The organism is Oscillatoria sp. FACHB-1406, from assembly GCF_014698145.1.
GTDB lineage: Bacteria > Cyanobacteriota > Cyanobacteriia > Cyanobacteriales > Spirulinaceae > FACHB-1406.
Map to the genome: position 1 here is coordinate 83,262 of NZ_JACJSM010000010.1, position 25,055 is coordinate 108,316.

The following is a 25,055-nucleotide window of genomic DNA, read 5'->3' on the forward strand; positions in this document are numbered from 1 at the left end:
GGCGTAGTGTTGGCTAAAATCCCGCTATGTTTTTTAAGTTGCGTTTTTTCCAACGTCTTCTGCACCAACAGCGACTGCAAACTGTTCTCGTACTGCCTTTTGTCTTGCAAATTTGTATGGCAGTTGGCTTAACGGGATATTTATCATTTAGAAATGGAGACAAAGCGGTTCGCGATCTCGCTACTCAATTGCAAGCGGAAACGGGGCGACGAGTCGAGCAACACCTCGATAGTTATTTAGCACTTCCCCATCAGATTAATGCTCTGAATTTGGATGCGATCGCGCGTGGAGAAATTCAACTCCAAGATATCAAAGGTTCGGCTCGCTACTTCTGGAAACAATCGCAAATTTTCCCTCAATTTAGTTATATCGGGTATTATCTGGACGACAATACGGGCAGCGGCACGGGACGCTGGTTTAAAGGAGAGGAAATTGTCGCTTCCCTCCATCCCGGCGGTCAACTGAAAGAATTCACCTACGGTATTGACAACAACGGCAACTTGACCGCTATGCTCCAAGAGGGCGAGTATGAAGGCACGAAAGAAGCTTGGTATATCGATACTGTGAAAGCGGGGAGGCCGATTTGGGGGCGAATTTATTCGGCGATGAGCTACGAAGGGTATGTTGCTGCTTCTGCGGATGCTCCTATTTACGATCGCGACGGCCGCCTGTTGGGGGTCATTGGAATCGATCTTTTGCTGTCAGATATTTCTAAATACTTGCAAAGTATTAAAATGAGTCCGAAAAGTCGGATTGCGATTTTCGAGCGCGACGGACATTTGATTGCTAGTTCTAGCCAGCAGCCGGTTTTTTTCCAGGCGCAGGAAGAGGTTTTGCGCTGGCAGATTGAGGATTTTCCCGATCCGACTTTGCAGGCGATCGCGCGCGAAGCAAAAGACCGATTAGGCAATTTCTCTTCAGTTCGCCTTCCCCAAACCCTAACGCTCGCCCTTAACGACCAGCCCTACTTCACGAGTATTATTCCTTGGCGCGATCGCTATGGCTTAGATTGGTTAGTCCTGATTACGTTTCCCGAATCCGACTTTACTGCCCAAATTGAAAGGAACACTCGCACGACCATCCTACTCTGTTTGTCGGCGCTCGTCTTAGCGATTATTCTCGGTTTTTATACCTCCCGCTGGATTGCTACGCCAATCTCTAGCTTAAAAAAAGCCTCTCAAGCCATTGCTGACGGCAATCTCCAACAGCAAATCCCCCCTAGTTCCCTCCAAGAAATCAATGCGGTGGGGCGAGCGTTCAATGGCATGGCAGCCCAATTGCAAGCGTCTTTTGCTGCCTTAGAACGGAGCAATCAAGAACTCGAAACCCGCGTCACCCAGCGCACGGTTGAATTGAGCGAAAAAAATGCTCGACTCAACCAAGCCCTAGCTGAATTGCAGAAGGCTCAAGCAAGAATTATTCAAGCAGAAAAAATGTCTGCTCTCGGTCAAGTTGTGGCAGGAATTGCTCACGAAATCAATAATCCTATTAACTTCATTTATGGCAATCTTATCTATTTCAATACTTACAGTCAGGATCTGCTGAAGTTAGTCCATCTCTATCAAGAAGAATTCCCAAAACCGAGTTTGTCCTTACAGGAATACTTAGAAGAAATCGATCTAGATTTTTTGAGTCATGATATAGAGAAATTGATAGATTCAATGCAGGAAGGGACGCAAAGAATCAATAAAATTGTCGAATCTCTTCGCAACTTTTCGCGCTTGGATGAAACCGATTTAAAATTAGTGAATTTGCATGAAGGAATTGAAAGTACGCTCGCCATTGTCCGAAATCGCTTGGAAGCGACGCGCCAACGCTCGGCAATTCAAACCCTTAAAATGTATGGTGAAATTCCTCCAGTAGAATGTTACGCGGCTCAACTCAATCAAGTATTTTTACACCTATTGAATAATGCGATCGATGCTGTGGAGGAAGCGAACTTGAAGGGGGCGACAGCCGCAGAAATTCGCATCGAGACGGAGCAAGTGAGCGATCGCGTCCGAATTAGCATTAGCGATAGTGGAATCGGGATTGAAGAAAGCGTGCGCGATCGCATTTTCGATCCTTTTTTCACCACAAAACCCGTCGGTCGAGGGACAGGAATGGGATTGGCGATCGCGTATCAAATCGTGACGGAAATGCACGGAGGCGAGTTGACGTGCGATTCCGCTGCCGGACGGGGGGCGCGGTTCGTTATCGAGATTCCCACGCGAGCGGACAGAAGTATAATCGACGAAGGTTAAAATATAAAATAGTCTGTCAAGCTCGATGTTATAGCGCTGCGCGATCGGGGACGGGGTGAGGGGGTGGATGGGTATTTGTGAAATTCTCTTGAGGGCAACGCTCTCCATCGCGGAAACGATCGATAATTTAAGATACTTAACATAAAGTCTGTTCCGAGTCTATTGCTCGTGCCATCTCAAAAAACGACAAAGATCGACCTGAATCGAGAGTATCCCTGTCCGTGTCGGCGACGGGGAACCCTGCAACCGATTGTCCTAACGGAGGCGTTGGGTTGCGATCGCTGCCAGCAAATTTTTGTTGCCGAAGAAAGCGGATCGGGCATCGAGCAACTGTCCGCTACTTATCCTTACAAACGGTCTTGGCGGTGGACGGGCAATCGCTGGGTGGCAGTCAAGGCAGGCTTCGGAGAAAGTTATCTGCCGGTTGCCTTGACGATTGTAGTATTGATGTTAATGGTGTGGTTGCCTTTAGCGTTGCGATCGCCGTCCGCTCATATTATCTTCTGGGTAATTGCCGCTGTTTTACTCGCAATCGTGCCAGTCTTCATGCTTTGGTTATCTTATCGGCGTTAACTGCGATGGTCTCTGAAATTCCTACCGACTTCCCCGATCCGACACTCGCGGTAACGCAAAGTGCTTATCGGGCTTCGGCAATACTGGCAACGCTGAAAGGGAGCGATCGCGTTCGAGGCATTCAAGCCATGTCAGAAGCGCTGCAAAGTGCGATTGAGGAGATATTAGAAGCCAATACCCTCGATTTGGAAACGAGCCGAGAAATGGCGATGCCTGAATTAATTGTGGAATGGTTGAAGCTTACTCCCGAACGCCTCAACGCCGCGATCGAAATCTTAAATCGCCTCAGCGAACTCCCCGACCCAACGCTGCGAACGATCAATGCCTCCTACCAAATCGAACGCTCCCAAACCTACTGTCAACTGATGCCTCTCGGCACCATTGCCCTGATTTATGAAGCTTTTCCGGAATTAGGTGCGATCGCGGCGGGATTGTGCCTGAAAACGGGTAATAGCTTAATCCTGCGCGGTAGCAGCGAAGCGTCTCATACCAATACTGCCATCTATCAAACCTTGCAACTCGCTCTTGAAGATGCAGGTTTGCCCATCGGTTGCTTGGAAACACTGCCCGCCGAGAGTGGTTCCTCAATTAAAGACCTCGTGACCAAAGACCGCTATCTCAATCTCGTCATTCCTTACGGTCGTCCGAGCTTAGTCAAGCAAGTTACCAATCTCGCCACCGCCCCCGTTTTGAGATCGGCAATGGGGAATTGTTACCTGTATTGGTCGGATAGTGGCGATTTAGACGTAGCGCGGTGGGCGATTATTGACAGTCACGCCAGCGAACCGGATCCCGTCAATGCGATTGAAAAAGTGCTGGTTAGCCGATCGCAAAAATCTACCTCTTTAGTTCGATTGTTTAATAGCCTCGCCGAACAGGGATTTCAACTGCGCGGAGACGAACAATTGGTGAGTGACTATCCCAAGCAATTGAGTCCGGCTGACGAGAACGAGTGGGGAGAGACGTATCTCGCTAAAATCGTCGCTTTTAAGGTTGTGGAAGATATCGAAGACGCGATCGCCTGGATGAATCGCTACAGCAGCGGCCATGCCGATTGCCTCGTCTCGGAATCCTATCACGAAAGCCATCTTTTTGCCCGCCGCATCGATAGCGCCCTCGTCTACATCAACACCTCGCCGCGTTTCAGCCGCAATCCTAAAAGTGGCGATTCCGTATTTCTAGGGATGTCCAATCAGAAGGGTTATCGCCGGGGTTTAGTGGGCTTAGAGACGCTTACAACACTAAAACAGGTCGTTCAAGGCGATCGCCGTTTTTGACGGAGAAGGAAACGCGGGCAGGAATTGCAAAGCTCACCTCAAACTCTGGCATAATTACAGTATTATCACTTAGCTCACTGGGGGTCGTAGATTTGCGGAAACGGTAACACAGCCTCATTTCCAGGCTTTCAGTTCATTAAAAGTTTATTAAAATCCGCCCAAACATGAAAATTTCATGAACTACCGGCGCTAAAAATTCAAGATTTCTCCCGATGTATTTATCGCGACAACCTTCTAAAGTAGTAATTAAGGTAAGAGTTAAGCAATCGAAACCAATCGGGAAATGAAAGTAAGCCAGTTTTTCAGAATTAAAAATTCTGCGTCATCAAAGCAGCGCCGACCTCGCCACTAATCTCTCGGCGTTGTTTAAAAACGACTCAATAAAGTTTTTGTTTTACGAATATTGACCCTGCAATTGTCTCTCTACAAGAAATGACAATTGGCTCGCGGCAAACAGTTTTGGGCTAGATCTGGGTTGAGGCGTTGTTGCTAGCGCCTCAACTTTTCTTTTTTAGGTTAAATTACATCCTTTCCAACACTGGAATTCCCAGCAACGAGAGTCCTAACTTTAATGTCCGCGCTGTCAAATCGCAGAGAATCAAACGCGAGGTTCGCAAGGGTTCTTCCGACTTTAATACGGGACAGTTTTCAAAAAACTGGTTGAACTTTTGACTTAACTCAAATAAATACTGACAGAGGCGATTGGGTAATAATTCTCGCTCGACTTCCGCTAGCGTTTCTCCCAATTGTAAAAGATGTTTTGCTAAAATCAACTCTTGCTCTGTATCGAGCATAATCTTAGCGTTAGAATCGAGTTTGTCGAAATCAACTTCGCCCTTACGACTGATGCTTTTAATGCGAGCATAAGCATAAATCAAGTAAGGAGCCGTATTCCCTTTCAAATCTAACATCCGATCGTAACTAAAGATGTAGTTGCTAACGCGATTTTGACTTAGATCGGCATATTTTACAGCACTAATCCCGATCGCCGTTGCGACCTCTTTTTTAAAGGCTTCAGTTTCTTCTCTTTGCTCGGTTTGAAGGCGAGTTTCAAGATCGGAATAGGCGTGAGAGATGGCTTCATCTAATAAATCCCGCAAGCGAACGCTTTCCCCCGATCGCGTCTTGATTTTTCCGCCATCTTCTCCTAAAACTAAGCCAAAAGGAACGTGAACGATTTCAACGCCATCGGGAAGCCAACCCGCCTTTTTTGCAACTTTGAACACTTGCGCGAAATGATTGGCTTGTCCCGCATCAGTGACATAAATAATGCGTTTTGCCCCATCATTTTGAATGCGGTAACGCAGCGCTGCTAAATCGGTCGTTGCGTAGTTATAACCGCCGTTCGATTTTTGCACGATTAAGGGTAACGGATCGCCGGATTTGTTCGTAAACCCTTCCACAAAAACGCATTGCGCGCCCTCATTTTCTTCCAATATTCCCAACTCGGCTAAATCTTCCACAACACCTTGAAGGAGTGGATTATAAAACGACTCTCCCCTCTCCTCAAGTTGAATATCGAGGCGATCGTAAATGACTTGAAATTCCCGCCGGGACTGCTCGCAGAGTAACTGCCACGCTTTGCGACTATCTTCATCTCCCGCTTGGAGTTTAACAACTTCTTGACGGGCGATTTCCTTAAATTCTGTATCTTCATCGAAGCGAACTTTAGCTTTTCTATAGAAAGCAACTAAATCTCCAATATCCAAAGCATCAGCCGCTACCAAAGCATCTGGATAAACTTCCCTAAGATAGGCAATTAACATCCCGAATTGAGTTCCCCAATCGCCCACATGATTGAGGCGCAAGACATCATGACCGCGAAACTCTAAAATACGAGCGATCGAGTCACCAATAATCGTCGATCGCAAATGACCGACGTGCATTTCTTTGGCAATATTGGGGCTAGAAAAATCGACAATTTCTCGTTGGGGTTCTTCGGCTTGTTCTACTCCCAAACGGGGATCGGATTGGATACTGTTTAATTGCGCTGCGAGGTAATCGGGTTTTAGGGTGAGATTAATGAAGCCCGGACCGGCAATTTCCGGCGTTTCGCACATGACACCGACATCGACGCGATCGATAATTTGTTGGGCAATATCTCGCGGTTTTTGTTGAAGCGGTTTTGCGAGGGAGAGGGCGACATTGCATTGATAGTCGCCGAAGCGAGGATTGCTTGCAGCAACGACAACGGGATCGGTATTGCTATATTGAGAACCAAAAGCAGAAACTAAAGCTTGACTGAATTTTTGTTTGAGTTGTTCTTGGATGGAAATCATTGATAATTGATAATTGATAATTGACTGTCACCTCGTCTCCCCGTCTGCCCGTCACACACAGTTTGAAGGCGCGACAACAAACTCTTATCTTAAACGTATTAAACGGCTTATGCGGGCGATCGCGCGATGAAATCTTGGTGTTCTGCCGACTGCAACCCTTGCTGAAGAACCGCAACCACCGACGCTGCATCTCCTCGCTCAAATGCCGTCACCGACAGCCACAATCCCGGAAATACTTCGCTGCGAATAATCCCATCCGCATCGGCTTCTAAGGCTACATATCGACCTTCGCGCAGGCGAAACCAATCGAGGCGCGCTTCGTAACTTTGCCAGACGAGATACTCCTCCACGCCATTGCGTCGATAAGCCTTGAGTTTATCGTTGAGATCGTAGGAGGCGCTGCTAGCGGCAATTTCGACAATCAGTTCTGGCGCGCCTTCGAGGTAATCGTCATTGCTAATGCGGGAATTGCCGCCCGTTTCTCGGCGTAAGTAAGCATCGGGCTGCACTTCGTTGTCGGCATCGAGGCGAACGGTAGCATTATCCCCCAAATCAACTCCCGGCGTTGCAGCCCAATAGACTCCTAACCAAGTCATTGCCAACGCATGGGGTTTAGCATGGTGATTAACGCGAACGGGGGAAGCCACGTAAACAACTCCTTCTACTAATTCGGCTTTTTTGAGGTGGGGCATGGCGCGGTAGCGACGCTCGAATTCGAGGCGCGTCAAGCGATCGCCATTTTCTAGAGGAGGAAGGATTGTTGTTTGCAATAGGACAGTCATAGTCGCGATATTCGGCTTGCGATCGATTCAAACATACTTAGTCGAGAGTGAGTTGCGCGATAAAATCTTGGTGTTCTGCCGACTGTAACCCTTGCTGAAGAACCGCAACCACCGACGCTGCATCTCCTCGCTCAAATGCCGTCACCGACAGCCACAATCCCGGAAAGATTTCGCTGCGAATCATCCCATTTGCATCGGCTTCTAAGGCTACATATCTACCTTCGCGCAGGCGAAACCAATCGAGGCGCGCTTCGTAACTTTGCCAGACGAGATACTCTTCCACGCCATTGCGTCGGTAAGCATTAAGTTTATCGTTGAGATCGTAGGAGGCGCTGCTGGCAGCAATTTCGACAATCAGTTCTGGCGCGCCTTCGAGGTAATCGTCATCGCTAATGCGGGAATTGCCGCCCGTTTCTCGGCGTAAGTAAGCATCGGGCTGCACTTCGTTGTCGGCATCGAGGCGAACGGTAGCATTATCCCCCAAATCAACTCCCGGCGTTGCTGCCCAATAGACTCCTAACCAAGTCATTGCCAACGCGTGGGGTTTAGCATGGTGATTAACGCGAACGGGGGAAGCCACGTAAACAACTCCTTCTACTAATTCGGCTTTTTTGAGGTGGGGCATGGCGCGGTAGCGACGCTCGAATTCGAGGCGCGTCAAGCGATCGCCGTTTTCTAAGGGAGGAAGGATTGTTGTTGGCGATAAGGCAGTCATAATCGCGGTATTCGGCTTGGGTTGATTCAATTGTACGCGATCGCTTTCTCGGTGGGGATTAAAGCTTGCATTCGAGCGAATTAAAGACTTTACGGGCTTTTGTTTCGCGATCGCGCCCCAAAACCAGCAACGAAACTTGATATTGATTGCGGGTTAAACTATCAATCGTAACGCTCGCGTCGTAGAGAAGCGCCGGGACGGAAACGCCCCGATCCGTAAAATTCATCTGTCCGCTAGCGATCCGTACCAGAACCAGATGGCCGCAAAAATATTGCTGTTCGGTTCGCCTTGCTGTCACCTGAAAGCCGTTTTGAGCGCCGGAGGATAAAGCTAAGCTTTTGTCGGCGCGTTCGGGGGCATCTTCTGCGTCAGTTTCTTTTCGCACCGGCACTCGCGCGAGCCACAATTGTACTTCAGCACGGTTGGAAGCTTCGAGTTGCGTCAAATCTTTTAGCTCGGGCGGGATAGCCTTACTGGTGACAAAAGCAGTTTTCGAGCCGCCGATATTGACTCCGATTACGCCTCGGGAGCCGCCGGGAATGTCGTAAGTGATTAAACTTTTAGCGATCGCTTCTGCTCGTTCGGGATCGAAGGAATTATTAAACGCCTTGAGCCACAATCCTGCGAGTGCTGTCGTGACAATTAAGACGGCTCCCGCTGCGATCGCAACGCCTTCCCATACTGTCGGTTTGAATTGTTCGATTTTTTCGCTTGTCATCCCCATTTAATCTTATTGATACTACCGGGTTCAAACCGATGAATTCCGAGTGATTCGTACTGTCGGATAATGAGTAACGGGAAAAGCAACGGAATTTGCAATAAAACATTCTTCGTGAGCTTGTTGGTGCAGCGCGATCGCCTTTTCGAGGTTGTCTCCGGCGCTAATCAAAACTTTGGGACGCAGGATAACTTCCGTAAAGCGCATCTTGTTTTCAATAACGCTCATTTTTCCCTCCGCGCGATCGCAATAAGAAATGACTTGAATTCTCGAACGAGCGCATAAGGCTAAATAGCTCAACAGATGGCAGGCAGACAAAGAAATTACTAATAAGTCTTCGGGATTGTAAAGTTTCGCATCCCCTCTAAAAGTTGGGTCTGCCGAACCCACTAACGTGGGTTTTCCTTCCACCTGAACTGTATACTCGCGAGCATAAGAACGGTAGTCAGTCGTTGCACCTTGCGCGGCTCCCGTCCAAACCGTTGCAACTCGATAGAGATGTTCTTTCATGCCTCAAAATTCATCGAGAGCGCGCTCAATCTTGAACGTATTCTTGACCCGAAACTAAGGCTATTTCGGCTCGCACGAATTCTCGACCTAAATATAAAGCATGATCCAACTTACTCAGCGGGCAAGGTTTCGCTTCTTCAGTTATTTTCATCCCGATTTCCTTCGCGGTTCGTCCGGTAAATTTCACCGTTGGCTTTCGTTCTAATTTGCGATCGCACGGGAAAGGTTCGCCCGTCTCCGGATCGACGGCTAAACCTTTTTCGTTGATATTATTCGTGTAATGTTCGGCGCAAATTAACCCTCGTTCCCGATCCACATAAATGATAAAATATCCTGCCGGATCGAGTTCGATGAAACGGTTAGAGAGTGTATTATCGATCGCGGTCAAATTGTCAAGCGCTCTTATCATGGATTTAGCCAAAATTCAATAAACTTAAAATTCTTCGGGGTAGCCGAACTGTCAAGACCTCTTGATTTTAAACGCACGACAGACCTCCTTCTCGATCCTACAACAGTCGCGAGCATAATCTGTCGTGCTGCCAGGTATAGCGTTTTACCAGTCTATTTTTTAATAAGAAACTCTACTGATAGCGTTTCTAAGGATTAAGTATTAAACTTAACGGCAGTGAAACTTCAGAAAATTCTCCAGACCGAGATTATGCAACAGCCGTCCGTAAAATCTATCGCCGTCCAGCCTCTCTCCACAATGGGTGGCGGTGCAGAAACGCGCTCTTCACTGCCCCGATTTCCCCATACTGAGGGGGTAGTGTCAGGAATTCCCTCTAACGTGCGCGTGATTCGTCGCGATGGTTCGAGGGCAAAGCTGAATATTGCGAAAATTCGCAACGTCGTTGCTTGGGCGACAGCAGATTTAGAAGCGAACCCGATCGCCCTCGAAGCGGGATTGGTAACGCGCCTTCGCGACGGCGTAACTACTAGGGAAATTCAAGATAACTTAATCGATTGCGCGCTGGCGGCGTGCAGCCCAGAAGAACCGGATTGGCGTTACGTGGCGGGGCGGCTGCAAGTTTGGAGTTTGTGGAAAGATACGCTCGTTATCCGCAACGCAGAAGGTGTTATTCGCGGCTACGATGCGATCGAAGAGATATACAGCCACTACCCCGAAGTTGTTGCCGCGCAAGTCGCCGCCGGACGGTATACATCGCGAATTACGGAATGTTACAGCGAAGTGGAACTCGCGATCGCGGGAACCTGGATTAACCCCGACTGGGATAAGGACTACGATTTCGCGGGCATTACCCTACTTTGTAAGCGCTACCTTTTGCCCGACGAACTCCCTCAAGAGGCGCTTCTGACTTGCGCGCTACTCCTCGCCTCTGTCGAAAAGACTGAGAACCGTTTGTGCTGGGCGAAAAAATTCTACGAAGCGATCGCGCAACGCCAAATCTCCCTCGCGACTCCTATTCTCGCCAACCTCAGAATCCCCAACGGTTCCCTCTCCTCCTGCTTTATCGTCGCAATGGAGGACAATCTAGAAAGCATTTACGCAACACTCACCGACACCGCGAGAATCTCTAAGAATGGTGGCGGTGTGGGGGTGAACGTTTCCCGCATCCGCGCGACGGGTAGCTGGGTGATGGGGAAACCAAACGCATCGGGCGGGGTGATTCCTTGGATTAAGTTATTGAATGATACCGCGATCGCAGTTAACCAAGGCGGTCGTCGTGCGGGCGCGGTAACAGTTAGCCTCGATATCTGGCATCTCGATGTACCCGAATTCCTGGAGATGCAAACCGAGAACGGAGACAGGCGGCGCAAAGCTTACGACATCTTCCCGCAACTCGTCGTCTGCGATGAATTTATGCGGCGGGTGGAAGCGAAGGAAGATTGGACGCTAGTAGACCCTTATGAGGTGCGGGAGAAGCTAGGAATCGAGTTGGCTGAGTTGTGGGGGAAGGGTTTCGAGAAAGCTTACCGCCAAATCGAAGCAAGCGCCGGTGATGGATTAATTTTATATAAACGGGTTTCGGCGCGAGAGTTATTCAAGGAAATCATGCGATCGCAGGTCGAAACCGGGATGCCCTACCTCGCCTTCAAGGATACGATTAACCGCGCTAACCCCAACAAGCACGAAGGGTACATTCCAGGGGTAAATTTATGTTGCGAATCCTTCTCCGTCGTCGTTCCTCACAGCCTAGCCCATTGCTGTAACCTTGTCTCGCTCAACTTTGCTAACCTCGATACGGAGCAATTACCGGATATTTGCGCGATCTCCGTCCGCATCCTCGACAATACCATCGATATCACCGCGCCGCCCTTTGCTGACGCGAAAGCCCACAACGATCGCTTCCGAACGATTGGGGTCGGCGCGATGGGGCTGGCAGATTGGTTGGCAAAGCGCCGCCTTCGGTACAGTGACTTACCGGAGATCGATCGCTTATTTGAAGATTTTGGCTATCATTGCACTCGCGCGTCGATGGAACTCGCGAAGGAACGGGGCGCTTATCCGGCGTTTGAGGGTAGCGAATGGAGTCGAGGGAAACTCATCGGCGCTCGCGATGTCGAATGGTTCGTACAATATTCAGAAGGCGGAGAACGCTGGGTGCAGTTATCGCGGGATATCCAAGCGTTTGGCATCCGTAACTCGCATATCACTGCGATCGCGCCCAATACCTCATCCTCTCTCGTCCAAGGGTGTACCGCTAGCGTGTTGCCCGTTTATAGTCGCTTTTTCTACGATAAATGGGCGAAAGGGACGGTTCCGATCGCGCCGCCGTTTATTAAGGAGGCGTTCTGGTTCTATCCTGAAAATAAGACACTCGATCAAAACACGGTTGTTCGCGCGATCGCGGTCATTCAAAAATGGATCGATACCGGAATTTCAATGGAACTACTCTTTAACCTGAATGGTGGCGTATATTTTCCAGAACAACGCGATCGCTCAATTTCTGCCAAAGATATTTTTGAGACATTGCTTCTCGCCTGGAAAGAAGGTTGCAAGGCAATTTACTACATCCGTACCGTCCAGAAGGACGATTTTAAAGAAGGTGCAGCTAATTGCAGTGCTTGCGCGAACTAAAATCATTTGTTATTCGTATTGTTAAAGCTCATAGCTTTCGATACGAATAACTTTTTTCAGAGGTGAATAAAATTAGTGAAATTTTGCCATCCTCAACTTATCCAATCAACACAAACCGACTTTTCGCTAAAGAATGAATTACGAATTACAAATTACGAATTACGAATTAATGTCTGTCAATCCTATCTTTAATCCCAAGGGAGATGACAGCACTGAAACGCGCAAAGCCTGGTTTGGAAATACAACTAACTTAATGCAGCTTAACGATGTTCGTTACAGTTGGGCGATTGGTTTGTATCAACAAATGCGGGAAAATTTCTGGATCCCGCAGAAGCTGGATATTACCCAGGATGTTGTCGATTACTGGAATTTAACGCCCGAAGAACGTAGAGCTTATAATGGTATTTTAGCTTACTTAACTTTTTTAGATTCGGTTCAAACTTGCAACATCCCTCATTTAAAAAGTGCAATTACTGCTCCTGAAATTAGTTTGTGCATGGCCGAACAAATTTCCCAGGAAGGAATGCACAACCAAAGTTATCAATACATTATTGAAACGATCGTCCCCACTGAGAATAGAGCCGCCGTTTATGATTTTTGGCGAACGGATAGCGTCCTTTTTTCGCGTTGCGAGTTTATTGCAGGGTTGTATCAAAACTATGTCGATAAACCGACTCATGAAAATTACTTTGTGGCTTTACTCGCTGATTATTTATTGGAGGGAATGTACTTTTACAATGGTTTTATTTTCTTCTATAACTTGGCTTCAAGAATGTTGATGCCTGGGAGTGCGGATATTTTTAAAATGATCAATCGCGACGAACTTTCTCACGTTCGTTTGTTCCAGAAACTAATTCCCGAAGCGATGCAAGTTTTCCCCCATTCGCGCGATCGCGTCTACGAAATGTTCGATAGCGCCGTGCAGCACGAATGCAATTGGACAAACCACATTATCGGGAACAATATTTTGGGGATTACCGAAGCATCAACCGAGCAGTATACGAAATATTTAGCCAATATCCGACTGCGCGCGATCGGATTGGATTATTTGTACCCGGAGGCGAAATACCTAAAGAGTCCTTACACGCACCTCGAACGTTTTTCTGATACCAAAAAAGAAGCCCACACTAAGGCGAACTTTTTTGAAGCGGGCGTAACGAGTTATGTGATGTCTTCGGGGATTAGCGGTTGGGATGAGATTTAATCCCAATTCCCAGTCTTGATGCACTACATTTTATCTGTAGGGGCATTGCACTGCAATGCCCTAATTCTGCTTCAAACCTACCTTTATATTTCGACTAGATTTCGACAGATATCATTCCCCAGTCTCGATATAATTTTCTGAAATCTCTGAGGGTTCGTTGCTTTGAAGTTTGTTGAACTGAAACTGGATTTCTGAGAAGTAATCGGCGAGATATTGGAGAAGCGTGTAGATCAATAGAATCATCCCTGCCATTTCAAAACTTTCTTCAAGCGTTGTTAGCAAACCGTATAACAAATTTTTCTGTCCGTATGCGTCCGCGTAGCCGCCCGTAATTAATTCCATGCCGAGAGTACCGCCGAGATAAAGTCCCGCAGCCGCTATAATCGCAAGCCTTGTTTTTCGAGGCAAACGCAACAGGAATTTAAGGAAGAATAAGGCGAAAATAGAGACGATAGCGATCCCTGGAAGAACCCAAGCGAAATAAAAAATACCGAGAGACTCTTTACCCAAAGCTCCGCGTATTGGCTCAACTAGCTCCTCGTGCAGCGACCAAGCTTCATCGACAGCCAGAAGGAGAAACCAGAAAGCTAAGATCGCCCATTTCGTCGCGTCGCGCCCTTTTTGTTGCCTTTGTAATAAGGAAATGAGTCCAAGCAGTACAGCCGCGCTTGTTAGGAGAAAGACTGAGAAGAAGGTCGGTATATTTTTTTCAAGGTCAACGTTAAAAAGGGGAATTAACCCGTACAGACTGCCGTGACCGGATGAATAAGTAATCAACTGACCGACAATGCTAGCAAGAATGATGCTAGACGCAATGATTGCTAAAATTTTAGCAATCGATGATGGATTGAGTCTAATTGAATGATTTGATAATGTCATAAGACTTTCTAGAGTTTTGAATTGAAGTCAGTTTTTGTTGAACAATTCTCGCTTCAGTGAAAGTGGGAACTATTTAGGGTTTAAATTTTCTGGCGTTACCTGCATTTTGGGGATTTTTGTAACGCCATCGTATAAGCGTTTAGCTAGCTCTGTATTGGCAGCCTCGGTGAGATGAATGGGATCGAAAAAAGACTGCTCGGCAGCAGGTTTATCGAGCTTATAAAAGTTATAAATGTAGAGGTTATTGGGAAAAGCTTTTTTGAGCGTGTCGTGAACTTTAGCAAGTTCTGCGTAACCTTTTTGACTGCGTTTGAGGTAATCTTCACCCAATTTATTGAGGACGGCTTTTTCAGTTTCGCTCATCGCTTCGGGCGATCGCCCGCTAATTTCCGGTTGCAAAGCGAGGAGGAGGGGAACGCCTGCGGCGGTACACAATTGTAGGAGTTGCTTGGAGTTGTCGCTATAGCGTTGGACGCGCCGTTCTAATTCTGCCTCATTCTCGGCTAAATGGTTCTCGAGGGATTTATCGCGCTCTAATACACCGAAGGTTTTCTCAGCTAAGGGGAGATCGGGCTTCTGCGTCAATCCCCGAACGACGCGATACAAAGCAAAATTGGATAAGAATTTTTGCCACCCTTGACCGAAAGCATCCCAATAATGGGCAGATGGGTCGCTGAGGTACTCTTCGAGTTTGGGAATCGTAGTGGCGATTTCATTGCTTGGGAGTACGAGGTCTGTGTAACCGCCTAAAACGATAATTGCATCGGGTTTGTAGGGGAGAATTTCGAGGGCGAGTTGGGCGAGATAGTTACCGGAGGTATAGCCGGGAACGGCGGCGTTGATGACGCGGTAGCTGCCCGGGCGAACTTTTGGGGGAAGCGCTAGCATTTTAACGCGTTCGGGTTTGTAGAAGCTGAGGGAATCGGGACGGTATTTTTCAGGACTTTGTTGTTGCTGGGAGACTCGTTCTTGCAAGCGCGCTTCTAGTTTTGAGGCGATGGTCGCGGCGTTGTTGGGGCTGCCTTGACCGAAGGCGGTAGAGTTCCCTAAGATGAAAATGCGAACTTCTCCTTTGGGCTTGGCGAGGGGAATGGGTTTGTCGTTGCGAAACCCTTGGTCGTCAATTTGCCAAAGCTGGTTTTTCTGATTTTTTGCGAGTTCGTAACCGGTGTAAGGGCTGGCTTGAGCGAGTAATGCGCCGCTATCGGACAGACCGGCGTAAGGATGTTTGTTGCGATCGAGAAACTTGAGAGCGTAGGCGCTTTGAATGGCGGGTTCGCCTTTGTAGCTGGCAGTTTCTCTACCTTGTCCCGAAACTCCGAGTGCTAATCGAGTCAAAATCTCTAGCAGAATTAAGCTGGGCGGAATTGCAGCCAGAACCATCCATAAAGGCGGTGAATTTCGCTTGCGCTTGCCGTAATAGGAACTGCGATAGGAGGATTTGAAGGAGTTACGGTGAAATTTAAACATCGAAAGATTTTCCGAGCGCTGATATGCAAGGTATGGGGAATTGAGGAGCGTTTTCGTGCAACACCGTCCTCTCTTCTTTGCCTTTAGCTGCGTTAGCTTAGATAGCCGAACCTGAAAGCCACAATATAAATGAATGGTGGATGCCGGACGATGCTATAAAACCTTATCACGCAATTGACAAAAAACCGCAAAATTTGCGCCGATGGTAAAGTTGCACGCGATCGCGCCGATCGCGCCGTTTCTCCTTACTATCGAGCCAACAGTGCAACTCTTAACGTACAATTTTTGAGACGCTTAATACGCTTGCAGGTCAATGCTTTACAAAATCCTCTTTGTCTGCCTCGGTAATATTTGTCGCTCTCCGGCGGCGGAGAATATCATGAATTACGCGATCGAGCGCGCGGGATTGAGCGATCGCATTCTCTGCGACTCGGCGGGAACCTCCAACTATCATATCGGTGCATCGCCCGATCGCCGAATGCAAGCCGCTGCTCGCGATCGAGGAATGATTTTCCAAGGCGCAGCCCGACAGTTTCAAGTCGAAGATTTTGAAGAATTTGACTTAATCATCGCGATGGATAACGAAAATTATCGCGATATTCTCCGCTTGGATCCCCAAGGAAAATATCGCGATAAAGTGCATCTGATGTGTAAATTTGCAACTCGCCATTCCGAGCAGGACGTTCCCGATCCCTACTACGGAGGTCAACAAGGATTCGATCGCGTCATCGATTTGTTGCTGGATGCTTGCGATGGCTTATTACAGCACGTCCTCGAAACCGAATCTTTCTAGCTGCCACCGCGAGAAATTAATTATTGGGCGGGGGCGGATCGACATCATCCCCAATTAAATTCACCATTGCTTCGTTCAAATCTCCCGGATCCATAAACAGAATCTTCGAGTTCGTACTGGTACCAATTTTTTCGTTCGCTTCGACGTAGCGCTGCGCTAGTAAAAAGTTGAGAACTTGTTTGCGAGTGCTGCTGCGATCGAGGGCGTTAGAAATCTTTTCGATCGACTCAACTAACCCTTCCGCTTCCGTCACTTCAGCGCGTTTTTTACTTTTCGCGGCCCGCTCTTTTTCCAAAGATTCCATCACAGCAGGCGTAGGTTGTAATTCCTGAACTTCAACGCGGGTGATTTTAACGCCCCAATTCGATGTTGCTTCGTCTAACTGGCGTAAAAGCGTTTTATTGAGGGAGTCGCGCGCGGCATAAGTATCTTCTAAATCGAGACGACCGATTTCAGAACGCAACGTCGTCAGCACCAAATTTTCAATCGCGTGTTGAATATCTTCGACCACGTAAAAGGTTTTTTCGAGGTCAATAATCTGCCAATAAACGACCGCATCAACTCTCAGCGAAACGTTATCTTTAGTGATGGTATTTTGGGGGGGAACGTCTAGAACCTTTTCTCGATTCGTATCTTCGACTACAATCGTATCGAATAACGGAGTAACGAGATGAAGCCCCGGCGAGAGCTTGCGATGGAATTTACCCAATCGTTCTACGAGCGCTTCGTTACCTTCGCTGACGGTACGCAGTGCCAGCAGGCAATAGCCGATGCCACCTAAAGATACGGTAATCAGGCTGTAGAGAAGATAGTCGAGCATTGTTTTAACCTTTGAGTTAGAATTCGGGACACTCGAAAGCAGTCAGCCCTAAAAGGCGATATGCCCCTAGTTTATCCTTTTTTATGACGGCAGAGCGGGGGAAATGGGGATAATTGAGAACGGATAATCGAGTTAATCGAGGCTTTCACGGTTGATATCGGCCGCTGAGGGGATAAAACGACGATGGGAGATGCGATCGCAGTTTTGGCTAGTATAACCGCGATCGCGCTCCACTGCCCGACCGCAACTCTCAGCATCCGGTAAATTTTAAATGTTGAGTAAAATTAAGGAGTCGTTTATTTTGTCCACTTGTAGCGATCCTTAAAAGCTTCTGCGATTCCGCACTCGACCGGCAGCCTGGAAATGCGCGCTTCTGGCTTGCGGACTGTCGCAAGACATCCGATCGAGATTGCTGTAGCTCCTCAATCTCAACTCGACTACCTTTCACATCAAGGAGAAAACCGCATGACAACAGAAACCATCGTTAAACCGTCCGATTCGACTTCTACCGTTCGCAAACCCGCACCGCGTTATCGCGTTCTGCTCCATAACGACGACTTCAACTCAATGGAGTATGTCGTACAAACGCTCATGCAAACTGTCGCCGGTTTGACGCAGCCCCAAGCCGTCAATATCATGATGGAAGCCCACACCAGCGGTACGGCGCTCGTCATTACCTGCGCCCTCGAACACGCTGAGTTTTACTGCGAAACCTTGAAGAATCACGGGCTAACGAGTACCATCGAACCCGACGAATAAGTTTTAGCCCTCTTGAAACTCAACCTTCATCGAATTGCTACTTACCCAGCCCCTCTACGGCTGGGAATTTTCATTCTCTGCTTGCTGGTGTTGTGGCTTCCCGTCGCCGCCCCTCTCTCATGGCTATTGCGCGACAACCCTAATTTAGCGACGATTGTAACGATGGGTTCCCTGGCGATTCTCTTTCTCCTGTTCGTCCCGAAGTGGGGGCAATGGGTTTACGGCGAATCGGCGATGTACGCGCGCTACGGGCTGCACTGGACGCGCCGCAACGGGGTTGCCCTCGTACAAGGATTGAGCATCGGCTTAAGCTTTGTTTTGGGGCTGTTTGCGCTGATGGCGATGTTGGGATGGGTGCGACTGCAAAGCGCGCCCTATTTATTGCGCTTTGTGGTTGAAGGGCTATTGAGTGCTTTGGGGGTGGGATTTGCTGAAGAATTATTTTTTCGCGGTTGGCTGCTCGATGAGTTAGAACGAGATTATTCGCCCGCTGTTGCGCTTGGAGTCGATGCGGTTATTTTTGCGACGCTCCACTTTATTAAGCCCTTTACAGAAATCCTGCGGACTTTTCCGCAATTTCCCGGCTTAATCTTGTTAGGATTGGCGCTGGTGGGGGCGAAGCGATCGCGCCGCAATTGTTTGGGAATTGCGATCGGACTTCACGCTGGTTTGGTTTGGGGTTACTATATCCTGAATGTGGGTAAGGTGGTGCAATATTCCCAGGCCGTGCCGGAGTGGGTAACGGGAATCGATCGCAACCCGCTATCCGGAGCGATGGGATTGGTGGGCTTAAGCATTCTCGCGTTAGTCTTTTCGAGCAGCCCCAAGTTTCGGAAACCCTAAGAAGACGGGGATAATTCGTAATTCGTAATTCGTAATTCGTAATTCGTAGTTTATCACTCAGAATTCACAATTCCCCTTTCCCCATTCATCACTCATCACTCATAATTCATCACTCATTAACCCAACGCCATCGGCCCCAAATACTTCTGTAAATAGGGCGAAAAGACCTCATAAATGAGCGTTAAGGGTTGTCCGCTATGCCAGAATAAGTAATGCCTGCCCCAAAAGGGGCCTTTTTCTTGAAAGGCAACTTCTAACGCTTCGCAATTGCCGTAATACAGCCCTTGAATATCGCGATATAACTCCGAATGCAAACTCGCTAAATTATCCCAAATCGGAAGGGAACGATTTTGCAAGTATTCATCAACCAAAGCCGCATCCCACCAAGACGTTGCATAAGCTAGACGCTGCCCGGAAGCCGTTCGCAACCAAACTTGCCGCCGCAGTCGCGGGACAGGAACGGCATTAATCAGTTGCGGCGCGCCATCGTCGCTCAAACCGATGTGGGACATATCGATGACATCGACTTCAATTTTCTCGCGAGTTAAAAGCTTGAGGTGGCGAGTGGGCGAACCATCTCCCAGTAACAAAACTTGCCACGGGGGAGCGAGTTGACTATGGGGCAATCCGTCTTGAACGACGGTTTCGCCGCCTTCCCACAAGGGTTCGAGGGCGTGCCAGGTTGGAGTTAAGGTGAGACGATTTTGGGCTTGCAAGGTTGCAGGGGGGACTTTACAAATCTTTACTCTATATCGATGATAGCGCTTATCAGCGAACAGTTGTCAGTTATATCGCCCCCTCACTCATCTCCGCTTTGCATCAGGCGACAAACTACTTCGGGGCTGCGGCTGTCAGCACTTCATGTCCCTGTTCGGTGACTAAGAGGTTGTCTTCGATGCGGATACCAATACCGCGCCATTCTTCGGGAACTTCCGGTTGTCCTTCGGCTGGTTTGATATCCGGGCCGATGTAAATTCCCGGTTCGACGGTTAGAATGTGTCCGGGTTGGAGCGTTTGCCAAGTCTCCTCGCCGTGCTGATACACTCCAGCATCGTGAACATCTAAACCCAACCAATGGCCTGTGCCGTGCATATAGAAGGGTTTATATTTTTTTTCTTTAATAATCTCCTCGATGTCGCCGACAAGCAAGCCGAGGTCGATTAGACCTTGCACGAGGACGCGGACGGCGGTATCGTGGAAGTCGTTGTAGGGGTTGCCCGGTTGAACGCGCGCGATCGCCTGATGTTGGGCTTCGAGGACGAGTTCGTAGAGTATCTGCTGTTGTTTGGTGAAGCTTCCGCTGACGGGGAAAGTACGAGTCACATCGCCGTTATAGTAGTCGTAGCAGCATCCCGCATCGATGAGCAGTAAGTCGCCGTCCTGCATTTGGCGGGTATTTTCGATGTAGTGGAGAATGCAGGCATTGGCACCGGAAGCGACGATGGAAGGGTAAGCAGGGCCGAGTCCGCCGTTCGAGCGGAAAATATGCTCGATTTCGGCTTGAACTTGGTATTCATAGCGTCCGGGTTTGGCGAACTCGCGGGCGCGATTGTGCGCTTCGCAGGTAATGGCGGTGGCTTTGCGGATCAGTTCGATTTCGGCGCTACTCTTGATTTGCCGTTGGGGGTGGAAGATGGGGTTGGTATCTTCGATGGCGATTGGCCCGCAGCCGCGTTTGGGATATTGAGCGATGAAGCGCTGCCAATGGGCGATAATGGTGTCGTTGAAGGCTTTATCGCGGCCGAGATGGTAGTAGATGCGATCGCAATTTTTGAGGTATTCGGGGAGTTTTTCTTCGAGTTCGCCAATCGGATAAACGATATCCGCGCCAAACTGTTCTTTAGCCCGTTCTACACCGACGCGGTAGCCCGTCCAAGTTTCTTTTTCTGCATCTCGCGGTTGCACGAAGAGAATAAAGCGATGTTCTGGGTGATGGGGCGCTAAGACGGCGACGGCTTCGGTTTCGTTAAAACCCGTCAGGTAGTAAAAATCGCTGTCTTGGCGAAAGGCGTATTCGACATCGTGGTGCATGACGGCGAGGGAAGCGCTGCGAAAGATGGCGGTTCCTTTGCCGATTTTTGCCATTAATTGTTCCCGGCGATCGCGGTATTCTGTAGGTTTGATAGTCACGAACATAATGAATAATGAATAATGAGTAGTGAATAATGAAATTTTACGGTTGTTGAGAGCGAATCTGTTGAATGAATTCGCGCTAGCGCGTTCCGAATTTCCATCTCCCTTCCGTTAAAGTGTTAGTGATTGCCGACTCAAACGCAATCCTCCGGTTCCAAAGCGCAAAGATAATTCGGGTCTCCCCACTCCACTTGTAACGTGCAATGGTCGATATCAAAATTATCGTGCAACGCCCGACCCACTTGAGATAAAAAACTATCGCCGGGATGACCCTCCGGCATTACGAGATGAGCGGTAAGCGCGGTTTCGGTCGTACTCATCGCCCAAATATGCAAGTCATGAATTCGTTCCACGCCGGGGCAATTCACGAGGTAAGACCGAACTTCTCGCTCGTCAATATTCTTCGGTACGCCATCGACAATGAGATGAAAAGATTCTTGTAGGAGCGACCAAGTGTTGTAGATAATTAAACCGCTAATCAATAAGCTAAAAGCCGGGTCGAGCCACAACCAGCGCGTTAGTAGAATACCGATTCCTGCAATTACAACGCCGACCGAAACGAGAGCATCTGCCATCATATGCAAAAATGCCGCTCTAATATTAAGATCGCGATCGCGCCCCGACAAAAACATTAAAGCGGTAATCGTATTAATGGCAATTCCAACGATCGCGACTCCAATAATAATATCGCCTTGTACTTCGCCGGGACGCAGAAAGCGCTGTATCGCCTCCCAAGCAATTCCTCCCGTAACGACGAGTAGCGAAACTGCATTCAAAAAAGCAGCGACAATCGAAGACTTACGCATACCGTAAGTTTTACTGCGGCTGGGTTTTCTTGTAACCAGCAGACTCGCTCCCCAAGCTAATAATAAGCCCAAAACATCGCTTAAGTTATGCCCTGCATCGGCAATTAAGGCGATGGAGTTGGCATAAACCCCAAAAATAAATTCAATTAAGACAAACCCTACGTTGAGGACTAAACCGATTATAAAGGCGCGGTTGTAGTTCGCAGGAGCGTGGGAATGATTGTGGTGGGAATGAGAATGAGCGTGATGGTGATGATGGGCGTGGGGGTCGGACATGAACTCGCAAGCGAAAGGCAACTACTGCATTTTTAGTTTACTGCGATCGCAGTTCTCAATGGTAACGCTGTGGTGCGTTACGGCGCGCTTTCAAATTGGCTTTGAACTTTTTCTAAAACCCAACCGCGCCTAACACACCCTAGGAATTGCTCGAAATTGCGGTGCGTTACGGCACGCTTTCAAATTGGCTTTGAACTTTCTCTAAAACCCAATCGCGCCTAACACACCCTACGAATTGCCTGATGATTCAAACGCACGCTAATTTTTAAGGACGCAACCGCCGATAAACTGTTGCTAACCCGGTTTCATCGCCCACGTTCCCCGGAAACAGCACGACCGGCAAATTGGGAAAGCGCGGATGGTTGTCCGAAGTAATAACCATCGAGCAACCTGCTAAGATTTGTCCTAACAATTGCACCGAGCGCAATCCTAATCCCGTACTCAGCACGTCGTTCGAGGTAATCCCGCCCTTACTAATCAAAAAACTAATCTCCGTCGGCAAGTTTTGCACGATTTCCATTAACAAACCCGAAACCGCTTCCCCAAAATCGAGGCGCTGCTGCACGTCGTCAAAGGTTAACTCGGTACGACTGGTGTAAATAACCGCCGTTTTCCCAGCGTTAAACGCTTCTTGGACTCGTTGTAAGGTTTCCTGGCGGACTTCTGCTGTCTGGGTGAAATCGTCGCGAAATCGCGTCACGTCGATTTCAATCGGGGCAACCTGCGACTCTTTCAGCAATTGCTCGAGTTGCTGCGTCGTCTTTTTGACGTGGGAACCGACAATTACTGCGCCCGGTTGTTGCGTGCGCTCGTACTCTGCCATTGCTTCGGGGGCGACGGGTTGCGGCCCGAGTTGGGCGAGGGAGGTTAGCAAACTGGCAGCGCTGCGAAACAGGAAACGCTTTCCCTCTGCGGCTGCGGCTAATAAGTCTTGCGCGAATCGGTCTAAATCTGACTGTATTTCGGCATCTACTGCACAACAAACGTTATTTGTCAAGCCCATTAATCGCTCTTGACTCCCCTGACGGATGTCTTCAAGGGTAAACCGTTCGACTTGAGGTGCGGGGATGCGTCCTTTTGTTTTTTCTTCGACGTAATCGGGTAAATAGCTGGTGCTGTAGCCGAAGACTGAATCGCGGGCGAATTCGGTTTCGTGGACGGGCGTTTCTTTACCGTTAACGACGAGGTAATGGATGCTATCGCGGGTAATGCGGCCGCCTTCAAAGAAAGCAGGGGTGAGGAAGTGTGCGTCGAAGGGGCCTAATTCTTCGGCGATCGCGTCGGTTTCGATGGGATAATGACCGCGTAAGGTGGAGTCAGAGCGGCTGACAACGAGGAAATCTTTAATTCCCTCAGCTTCGATCGCAATCTTAAGATTCTGGCAGACTTCCCGCGTTAATGTCGCTGCTTTTTCAGGGGGAAGGGCGCGGGTATTCGTCAGGATGAAGAAAATCGGGGCGAGATCGCGAAGTCCGAGGCGCAGCGTTTCTACATCCCAACGCATCAGCAACAAGCAACTGTGGACGGTTTGCGATCCGGTGGGATCGTCGTCGAGAACGATAATTTTAGGGCGATCTGCCATTCTGTTTTGCGTTGAATTAGTCCACTTTTTTCTCGACAACTAACGTCAAACGGGCTACCATTGCACCGATCGCGCCTAATGCTGCCGTTACGGGAAAGGCGAGTACCCCGATCGCGCCGCCTACAACCCCAACGGTCAGCGGAATTTCAATCAGCGTATGCCCTTCCTGGTTCTTAATAATAATACGGCGAGCGTTCCCTTCTTGAATCAGTTCCTTGACTTTACTCACTAAACTATCGCCATTGATACTAAATTCTTCGACACGCGTTTCTCCGATGGTGGGCGTTGTCGTTGACTCGACGACTTCGAGATCGGGCTTAGTATCGACCACTGGGGGAATCGGTTCGAGGTCTGGATTTCGATCGAGTTCTGCCATAACTGCACTCCTAATTAATATTAATATCCACACTCAAATTATAACGAGGCTCAATTCGACTCATCTCTTCCGTTAGGAGCAGCTTTAGGCATTAACTCCTGGCTGAAGACATCAGCAAGGCTTCTGACATCTCAAAGTTTGCGGTCACGTTTTGTACGTCATCTAAGGCTTCTAAACTCTCGATTAATTTCAAGAGCGATCGCGCTTGGTCTTCTTCAGTGACTTCGACGCTATTGCTGGGAATCCAGCGTAATTCTGACTCTTTAACGGCTAAACCGCTTGCTTTTAAAGCGCGATCGAGATTCTCTAAACTCGCGATTTCAACAAACACTTCCGCGCCGGGATTTTCGGCATCGTCAAAAATTTCGTAGCTTTCTGCCCCCGCTTCCAAAGATGCTTCGAGGAGTTCTTCTTCGTTGACTTCGCCTTCAATGCTGACGACTCCTTTTTGCTCGAACATCCAGCCGACGCAGCCGGTTTCGCCCAAGTTGCCGCCATTTTTACTAAATGCAGCCCGCAGATCTGCCGCCGTGCGGTTGCGATTTTCCGTAAGCGCTTCGATTAAAACAGCCACGCCGCCCGGTCCGTAGCCTTCGTAGCGAATCTCTTCGTACTGTACGCCACCGGCCTCAAAAGTTCCCGCACCTTTGGCGATCGCGCGATCGATGTTATCGTTAGGAATTCCCGCCGCCTTCGCCTTTTCAATCGCCGTCCGCAGTTGGAAGTTGCCCGCCGGGTCGGGAACGCCATTGCGCGCCGCTACAATAATCGCGCGCGAGATTTGCGTGAAGGTCTTCCCTTTTTTCGCATCAACGACGGCCTTTTGGCGCTTAATATTCGCCCATTTACTATGTCCTGCCATATTCGCATCGAACTTCAGTCTCGAACTTGTAGCTTACCAAAGAAACGGGGCTAAAACTGTTGTATCTTTGCCCCTCACCCTTTCATCATTCAGAATTCATCATTCAGAATTACCC

Annotated in this window: 26 protein-coding genes; 10 read left to right on the forward strand and 16 right to left on the reverse strand. The window is 48.7% G+C overall.

What is annotated here, in order from left to right; all coding sequences use genetic code 11:
* Positions 1 to 26 precede the first annotated feature (26 nt).
* The 3 genes from H6G50_RS12105 to H6G50_RS12115 all read left to right on the forward strand — a co-directional run bounded on the left by H6G50_RS12105 (position 27) and on the right by H6G50_RS12115 (position 4,093).
* The gene (locus tag H6G50_RS12105) at positions 27 to 2,243 is read left to right on the forward strand and encodes an ATP-binding protein (RefSeq protein WP_199302848.1); all 2,217 of its coding nucleotides are present in this window, start codon (positions 27 to 29) and stop codon (positions 2,241 to 2,243) included.
* A 168-nt stretch (positions 2,244 to 2,411) separates the two neighbouring features.
* Positions 2,412 to 2,816 carry a hypothetical protein gene (locus H6G50_RS12110; RefSeq protein WP_190716540.1) on the forward strand — a complete coding sequence of 135 codons (405 nt, stop codon included), beginning with the start codon at positions 2,412 to 2,414 and terminating at the stop codon, positions 2,814 to 2,816.
* Between the two features lie 5 nt (positions 2,817 to 2,821).
* Entirely contained in the window at positions 2,822 to 4,093 is a 1,272-nt protein-coding gene (locus tag H6G50_RS12115) for a glutamate-5-semialdehyde dehydrogenase (protein ID WP_190716542.1), read from the forward strand.
* Positions 4,094 to 4,614: 521 nt separating this feature from the next.
* On the opposite strand, the gene argS is transcribed toward H6G50_RS12115, so the two are convergent.
* The 6 genes from argS to H6G50_RS12145 all read right to left on the reverse strand — a co-directional run bounded on the left by argS (position 4,615) and on the right by H6G50_RS12145 (position 9,506).
* On the reverse strand, positions 4,615 to 6,372 hold the full coding sequence (gene argS, locus H6G50_RS12120) for an arginine--tRNA ligase (RefSeq protein ID WP_190716544.1): 1,758 nt from the start codon (positions 6,370 to 6,372) through the stop codon (positions 4,615 to 4,617).
* 107 nt (positions 6,373 to 6,479) lie between these two features.
* Entirely contained in the window at positions 6,480 to 7,154 is a 675-nt protein-coding gene (locus H6G50_RS12125) for a Uma2 family endonuclease (RefSeq protein WP_190716546.1), read from the reverse strand.
* A 37-nt stretch (positions 7,155 to 7,191) separates the two neighbouring features.
* Complete coding sequence (locus tag H6G50_RS12130; protein ID WP_190716548.1) at positions 7,192 to 7,869, reverse strand: Uma2 family endonuclease; 678 nt, start codon at positions 7,867 to 7,869, stop codon at positions 7,192 to 7,194.
* A gap of 58 nt (positions 7,870 to 7,927) precedes the next feature.
* Positions 7,928 to 8,587 (reverse strand): hypothetical protein, encoded by a 660-nt coding sequence (locus H6G50_RS12135; RefSeq protein ID WP_190716550.1) that lies wholly within the window; start codon positions 8,585 to 8,587, stop codon positions 7,928 to 7,930.
* 30 nt (positions 8,588 to 8,617) lie between these two features.
* Complete coding sequence (locus H6G50_RS12140; protein WP_190716552.1) at positions 8,618 to 9,097, reverse strand: OsmC family protein; 480 nt, start codon at positions 9,095 to 9,097, stop codon at positions 8,618 to 8,620.
* A 25-nt stretch (positions 9,098 to 9,122) separates the two neighbouring features.
* Entirely contained in the window at positions 9,123 to 9,506 is a 384-nt protein-coding gene (locus H6G50_RS12145; protein ID WP_190716554.1) for a DUF4346 domain-containing protein, read from the reverse strand.
* Between the two features lie 216 nt (positions 9,507 to 9,722).
* Here H6G50_RS12145 and H6G50_RS12150 point away from each other — a divergent pair, with 216 nt between their 5' ends.
* Together H6G50_RS12150 and H6G50_RS12155 are read left to right on the forward strand one after the other, a co-directional pair.
* Complete coding sequence (locus tag H6G50_RS12150) at positions 9,723 to 12,137, forward strand: ribonucleoside-diphosphate reductase subunit alpha (protein ID WP_347239925.1); 2,415 nt, start codon at positions 9,723 to 9,725, stop codon at positions 12,135 to 12,137.
* Between the two features lie 133 nt (positions 12,138 to 12,270).
* Entirely contained in the window at positions 12,271 to 13,341 is a 1,071-nt protein-coding gene (locus tag H6G50_RS12155; protein ID WP_242032802.1) for a ribonucleotide-diphosphate reductase subunit beta, read from the forward strand.
* Positions 13,342 to 13,452: 111 nt separating this feature from the next.
* Here H6G50_RS12155 and H6G50_RS12160 read toward each other — a convergent pair whose 3' ends face one another.
* Both H6G50_RS12160 and H6G50_RS12165 read right to left on the reverse strand, forming a co-directional pair.
* A complete protein-coding gene (locus H6G50_RS12160; RefSeq protein WP_190716556.1) occupies positions 13,453 to 14,220 on the reverse strand; it encodes a hypothetical protein in 768 nt (255 codons plus the stop codon).
* A gap of 69 nt (positions 14,221 to 14,289) precedes the next feature.
* On the reverse strand, positions 14,290 to 15,690 hold the full coding sequence (locus H6G50_RS12165) for an SGNH/GDSL hydrolase family protein (protein ID WP_190716558.1): 1,401 nt from the start codon (positions 15,688 to 15,690) through the stop codon (positions 14,290 to 14,292).
* Between the two features lie 174 nt (positions 15,691 to 15,864).
* On the opposite strand from H6G50_RS12165, the gene H6G50_RS12170 reads away from it, so the two are divergent.
* Together H6G50_RS12170 and H6G50_RS12175 are read left to right on the forward strand one after the other, a co-directional pair.
* The gene (locus H6G50_RS12170; RefSeq protein ID WP_190716560.1) at positions 15,865 to 16,038 is read left to right on the forward strand and encodes a hypothetical protein; all 174 of its coding nucleotides are present in this window, start codon (positions 15,865 to 15,867) and stop codon (positions 16,036 to 16,038) included.
* Complete coding sequence (locus H6G50_RS12175) at positions 16,004 to 16,483, forward strand: low molecular weight protein-tyrosine-phosphatase (protein WP_190716561.1); 480 nt, start codon at positions 16,004 to 16,006, stop codon at positions 16,481 to 16,483. The genes H6G50_RS12170 and H6G50_RS12175 overlap by 35 nt, the downstream gene beginning before the upstream one ends.
* Before the next feature lie 16 nt (positions 16,484 to 16,499).
* Here the strand turns inward: H6G50_RS12175 and H6G50_RS12180 are convergent, their stop codons facing one another.
* A complete protein-coding gene (locus H6G50_RS12180) occupies positions 16,500 to 17,303 on the reverse strand; it encodes a stomatin-like protein (RefSeq protein WP_190716563.1) in 804 nt (267 codons plus the stop codon).
* 71 nt (positions 17,304 to 17,374) lie between these two features.
* Positions 17,375 to 17,560, reverse strand: a complete 186-nt coding sequence (locus H6G50_RS12185) for a hypothetical protein (RefSeq protein WP_190716565.1) — start codon at positions 17,558 to 17,560, stop codon at positions 17,375 to 17,377.
* A gap of 208 nt (positions 17,561 to 17,768) precedes the next feature.
* Between H6G50_RS12185 and clpS the strand changes: the two genes are divergently transcribed.
* Together clpS and H6G50_RS12195 are read left to right on the forward strand one after the other, a co-directional pair.
* On the forward strand, positions 17,769 to 18,062 hold the full coding sequence (clpS, locus tag H6G50_RS12190) for an ATP-dependent Clp protease adapter ClpS (protein WP_190716686.1): 294 nt from the start codon (positions 17,769 to 17,771) through the stop codon (positions 18,060 to 18,062).
* A gap of 12 nt (positions 18,063 to 18,074) precedes the next feature.
* A complete protein-coding gene (locus H6G50_RS12195) occupies positions 18,075 to 18,905 on the forward strand; it encodes a type II CAAX endopeptidase family protein (protein ID WP_190716568.1) in 831 nt (276 codons plus the stop codon).
* A 116-nt stretch (positions 18,906 to 19,021) separates the two neighbouring features.
* Here H6G50_RS12195 and H6G50_RS12200 read toward each other — a convergent pair whose 3' ends face one another.
* The 3 genes from H6G50_RS12200 to H6G50_RS12210 form a co-directional block, all read right to left on the reverse strand.
* The gene (locus tag H6G50_RS12200) at positions 19,022 to 19,621 is read right to left on the reverse strand and encodes a chorismate lyase (protein ID WP_190716570.1); all 600 of its coding nucleotides are present in this window, start codon (positions 19,619 to 19,621) and stop codon (positions 19,022 to 19,024) included.
* A 115-nt stretch (positions 19,622 to 19,736) separates the two neighbouring features.
* On the reverse strand, positions 19,737 to 21,035 hold the full coding sequence (locus H6G50_RS12205; protein ID WP_347239926.1) for an aminopeptidase P N-terminal domain-containing protein: 1,299 nt from the start codon (positions 21,033 to 21,035) through the stop codon (positions 19,737 to 19,739).
* A gap of 137 nt (positions 21,036 to 21,172) precedes the next feature.
* Positions 21,173 to 22,120 carry a cation diffusion facilitator family transporter gene (locus H6G50_RS12210; RefSeq protein ID WP_190716573.1) on the reverse strand — a complete coding sequence of 316 codons (948 nt, stop codon included), beginning with the start codon at positions 22,118 to 22,120 and terminating at the stop codon, positions 21,173 to 21,175.
* On the opposite strand from H6G50_RS12210, the gene H6G50_RS24410 reads away from it, so the two are divergent.
* Positions 22,119 to 22,253 carry a hypothetical protein gene (locus H6G50_RS24410; protein ID WP_277882684.1) on the forward strand — a complete coding sequence of 45 codons (135 nt, stop codon included), beginning with the start codon at positions 22,119 to 22,121 and terminating at the stop codon, positions 22,251 to 22,253. The genes H6G50_RS12210 and H6G50_RS24410 overlap by 2 nt on opposite strands.
* Before the next feature lie 132 nt (positions 22,254 to 22,385).
* On the opposite strand, the gene H6G50_RS12215 is transcribed toward H6G50_RS24410, so the two are convergent.
* The 3 genes from H6G50_RS12215 to H6G50_RS12225 form a co-directional block, all read right to left on the reverse strand.
* Positions 22,386 to 23,702: a four-carbon acid sugar kinase family protein gene (locus H6G50_RS12215; protein WP_190716575.1), complete on the reverse strand. Its 1,317-nt coding sequence runs from the start codon at positions 23,700 to 23,702 to the stop codon at positions 22,386 to 22,388.
* Positions 23,703 to 23,718: 16 nt separating this feature from the next.
* Positions 23,719 to 24,078 (reverse strand): DUF4342 domain-containing protein, encoded by a 360-nt coding sequence (locus H6G50_RS12220; RefSeq protein WP_190716577.1) that lies wholly within the window; start codon positions 24,076 to 24,078, stop codon positions 23,719 to 23,721.
* 91 nt (positions 24,079 to 24,169) lie between these two features.
* Positions 24,170 to 24,940 (reverse strand): YebC/PmpR family DNA-binding transcriptional regulator, encoded by a 771-nt coding sequence (locus H6G50_RS12225; protein ID WP_190716579.1) that lies wholly within the window; start codon positions 24,938 to 24,940, stop codon positions 24,170 to 24,172.
* Between the last annotated feature and the right edge of the window lie 115 nt (positions 24,941 to 25,055).

Excerpts from the sequence above, each read along its gene's own strand:
- H6G50_RS12105 (WP_199302848.1), top strand. The coding sequence starts at position 27 with ATGTTTTTTAAGTTGCGTTTTTTCCAACGTCTTCTGCACCAACAGCGA.
- H6G50_RS12115 (WP_190716542.1), top strand. The coding sequence starts at position 2,822 with ATGGTCTCTGAAATTCCTACCGACTTCCCCGATCCGACACTCGCGGTA.
- argS (WP_190716544.1), bottom strand. The coding sequence starts at position 6,372 with ATGATTTCCATCCAAGAACAACTCAAACAAAAATTCAGTCAAGCTTTA.
- H6G50_RS12125 (WP_190716546.1), bottom strand. The coding sequence starts at position 7,154 with ATGACTGTCCTATTGCAAACAACAATCCTTCCTCCTCTAGAAAATGGC.
- H6G50_RS12130 (WP_190716548.1), bottom strand. The coding sequence starts at position 7,869 with ATGACTGCCTTATCGCCAACAACAATCCTTCCTCCCTTAGAAAACGGC.
- H6G50_RS12135 (WP_190716550.1), bottom strand. The coding sequence starts at position 8,587 with ATGACAAGCGAAAAAATCGAACAATTCAAACCGACAGTATGGGAAGGC.
- H6G50_RS12140 (WP_190716552.1), bottom strand. The coding sequence starts at position 9,097 with ATGAAAGAACATCTCTATCGAGTTGCAACGGTTTGGACGGGAGCCGCG.
- H6G50_RS12145 (WP_190716554.1), bottom strand. The coding sequence starts at position 9,506 with ATGATAAGAGCGCTTGACAATTTGACCGCGATCGATAATACACTCTCT.
- H6G50_RS12155 (WP_242032802.1), top strand. The coding sequence starts at position 12,271 with ATGAATTACGAATTACAAATTACGAATTACGAATTAATGTCTGTCAAT.
- H6G50_RS12160 (WP_190716556.1), bottom strand. The coding sequence starts at position 14,220 with ATGACATTATCAAATCATTCAATTAGACTCAATCCATCATCGATTGCT.
- H6G50_RS12165 (WP_190716558.1), bottom strand. The coding sequence starts at position 15,690 with ATGTTTAAATTTCACCGTAACTCCTTCAAATCCTCCTATCGCAGTTCC.
- H6G50_RS12175 (WP_190716561.1), top strand. The coding sequence starts at position 16,004 with ATGCTTTACAAAATCCTCTTTGTCTGCCTCGGTAATATTTGTCGCTCT.
- H6G50_RS12180 (WP_190716563.1), bottom strand. The coding sequence starts at position 17,303 with ATGCTCGACTATCTTCTCTACAGCCTGATTACCGTATCTTTAGGTGGC.
- H6G50_RS12185 (WP_190716565.1), bottom strand. The coding sequence starts at position 17,560 with ATGCTGAGAGTTGCGGTCGGGCAGTGGAGCGCGATCGCGGTTATACTA.
- clpS (WP_190716686.1), top strand. The coding sequence starts at position 17,769 with ATGACAACAGAAACCATCGTTAAACCGTCCGATTCGACTTCTACCGTT.
- H6G50_RS24410 (WP_277882684.1), top strand. The coding sequence starts at position 22,119 with ATGAACTCGCAAGCGAAAGGCAACTACTGCATTTTTAGTTTACTGCGA.
- H6G50_RS12210 (WP_190716573.1), bottom strand. The coding sequence starts at position 22,120 with ATGTCCGACCCCCACGCCCATCATCACCATCACGCTCATTCTCATTCC.
- H6G50_RS12215 (WP_190716575.1), bottom strand. The coding sequence starts at position 23,702 with ATGGCAGATCGCCCTAAAATTATCGTTCTCGACGACGATCCCACCGGA.
- H6G50_RS12220 (WP_190716577.1), bottom strand. The coding sequence starts at position 24,078 with ATGGCAGAACTCGATCGAAATCCAGACCTCGAACCGATTCCCCCAGTG.
- H6G50_RS12225 (WP_190716579.1), bottom strand. The coding sequence starts at position 24,940 with ATGGCAGGACATAGTAAATGGGCGAATATTAAGCGCCAAAAGGCCGTC.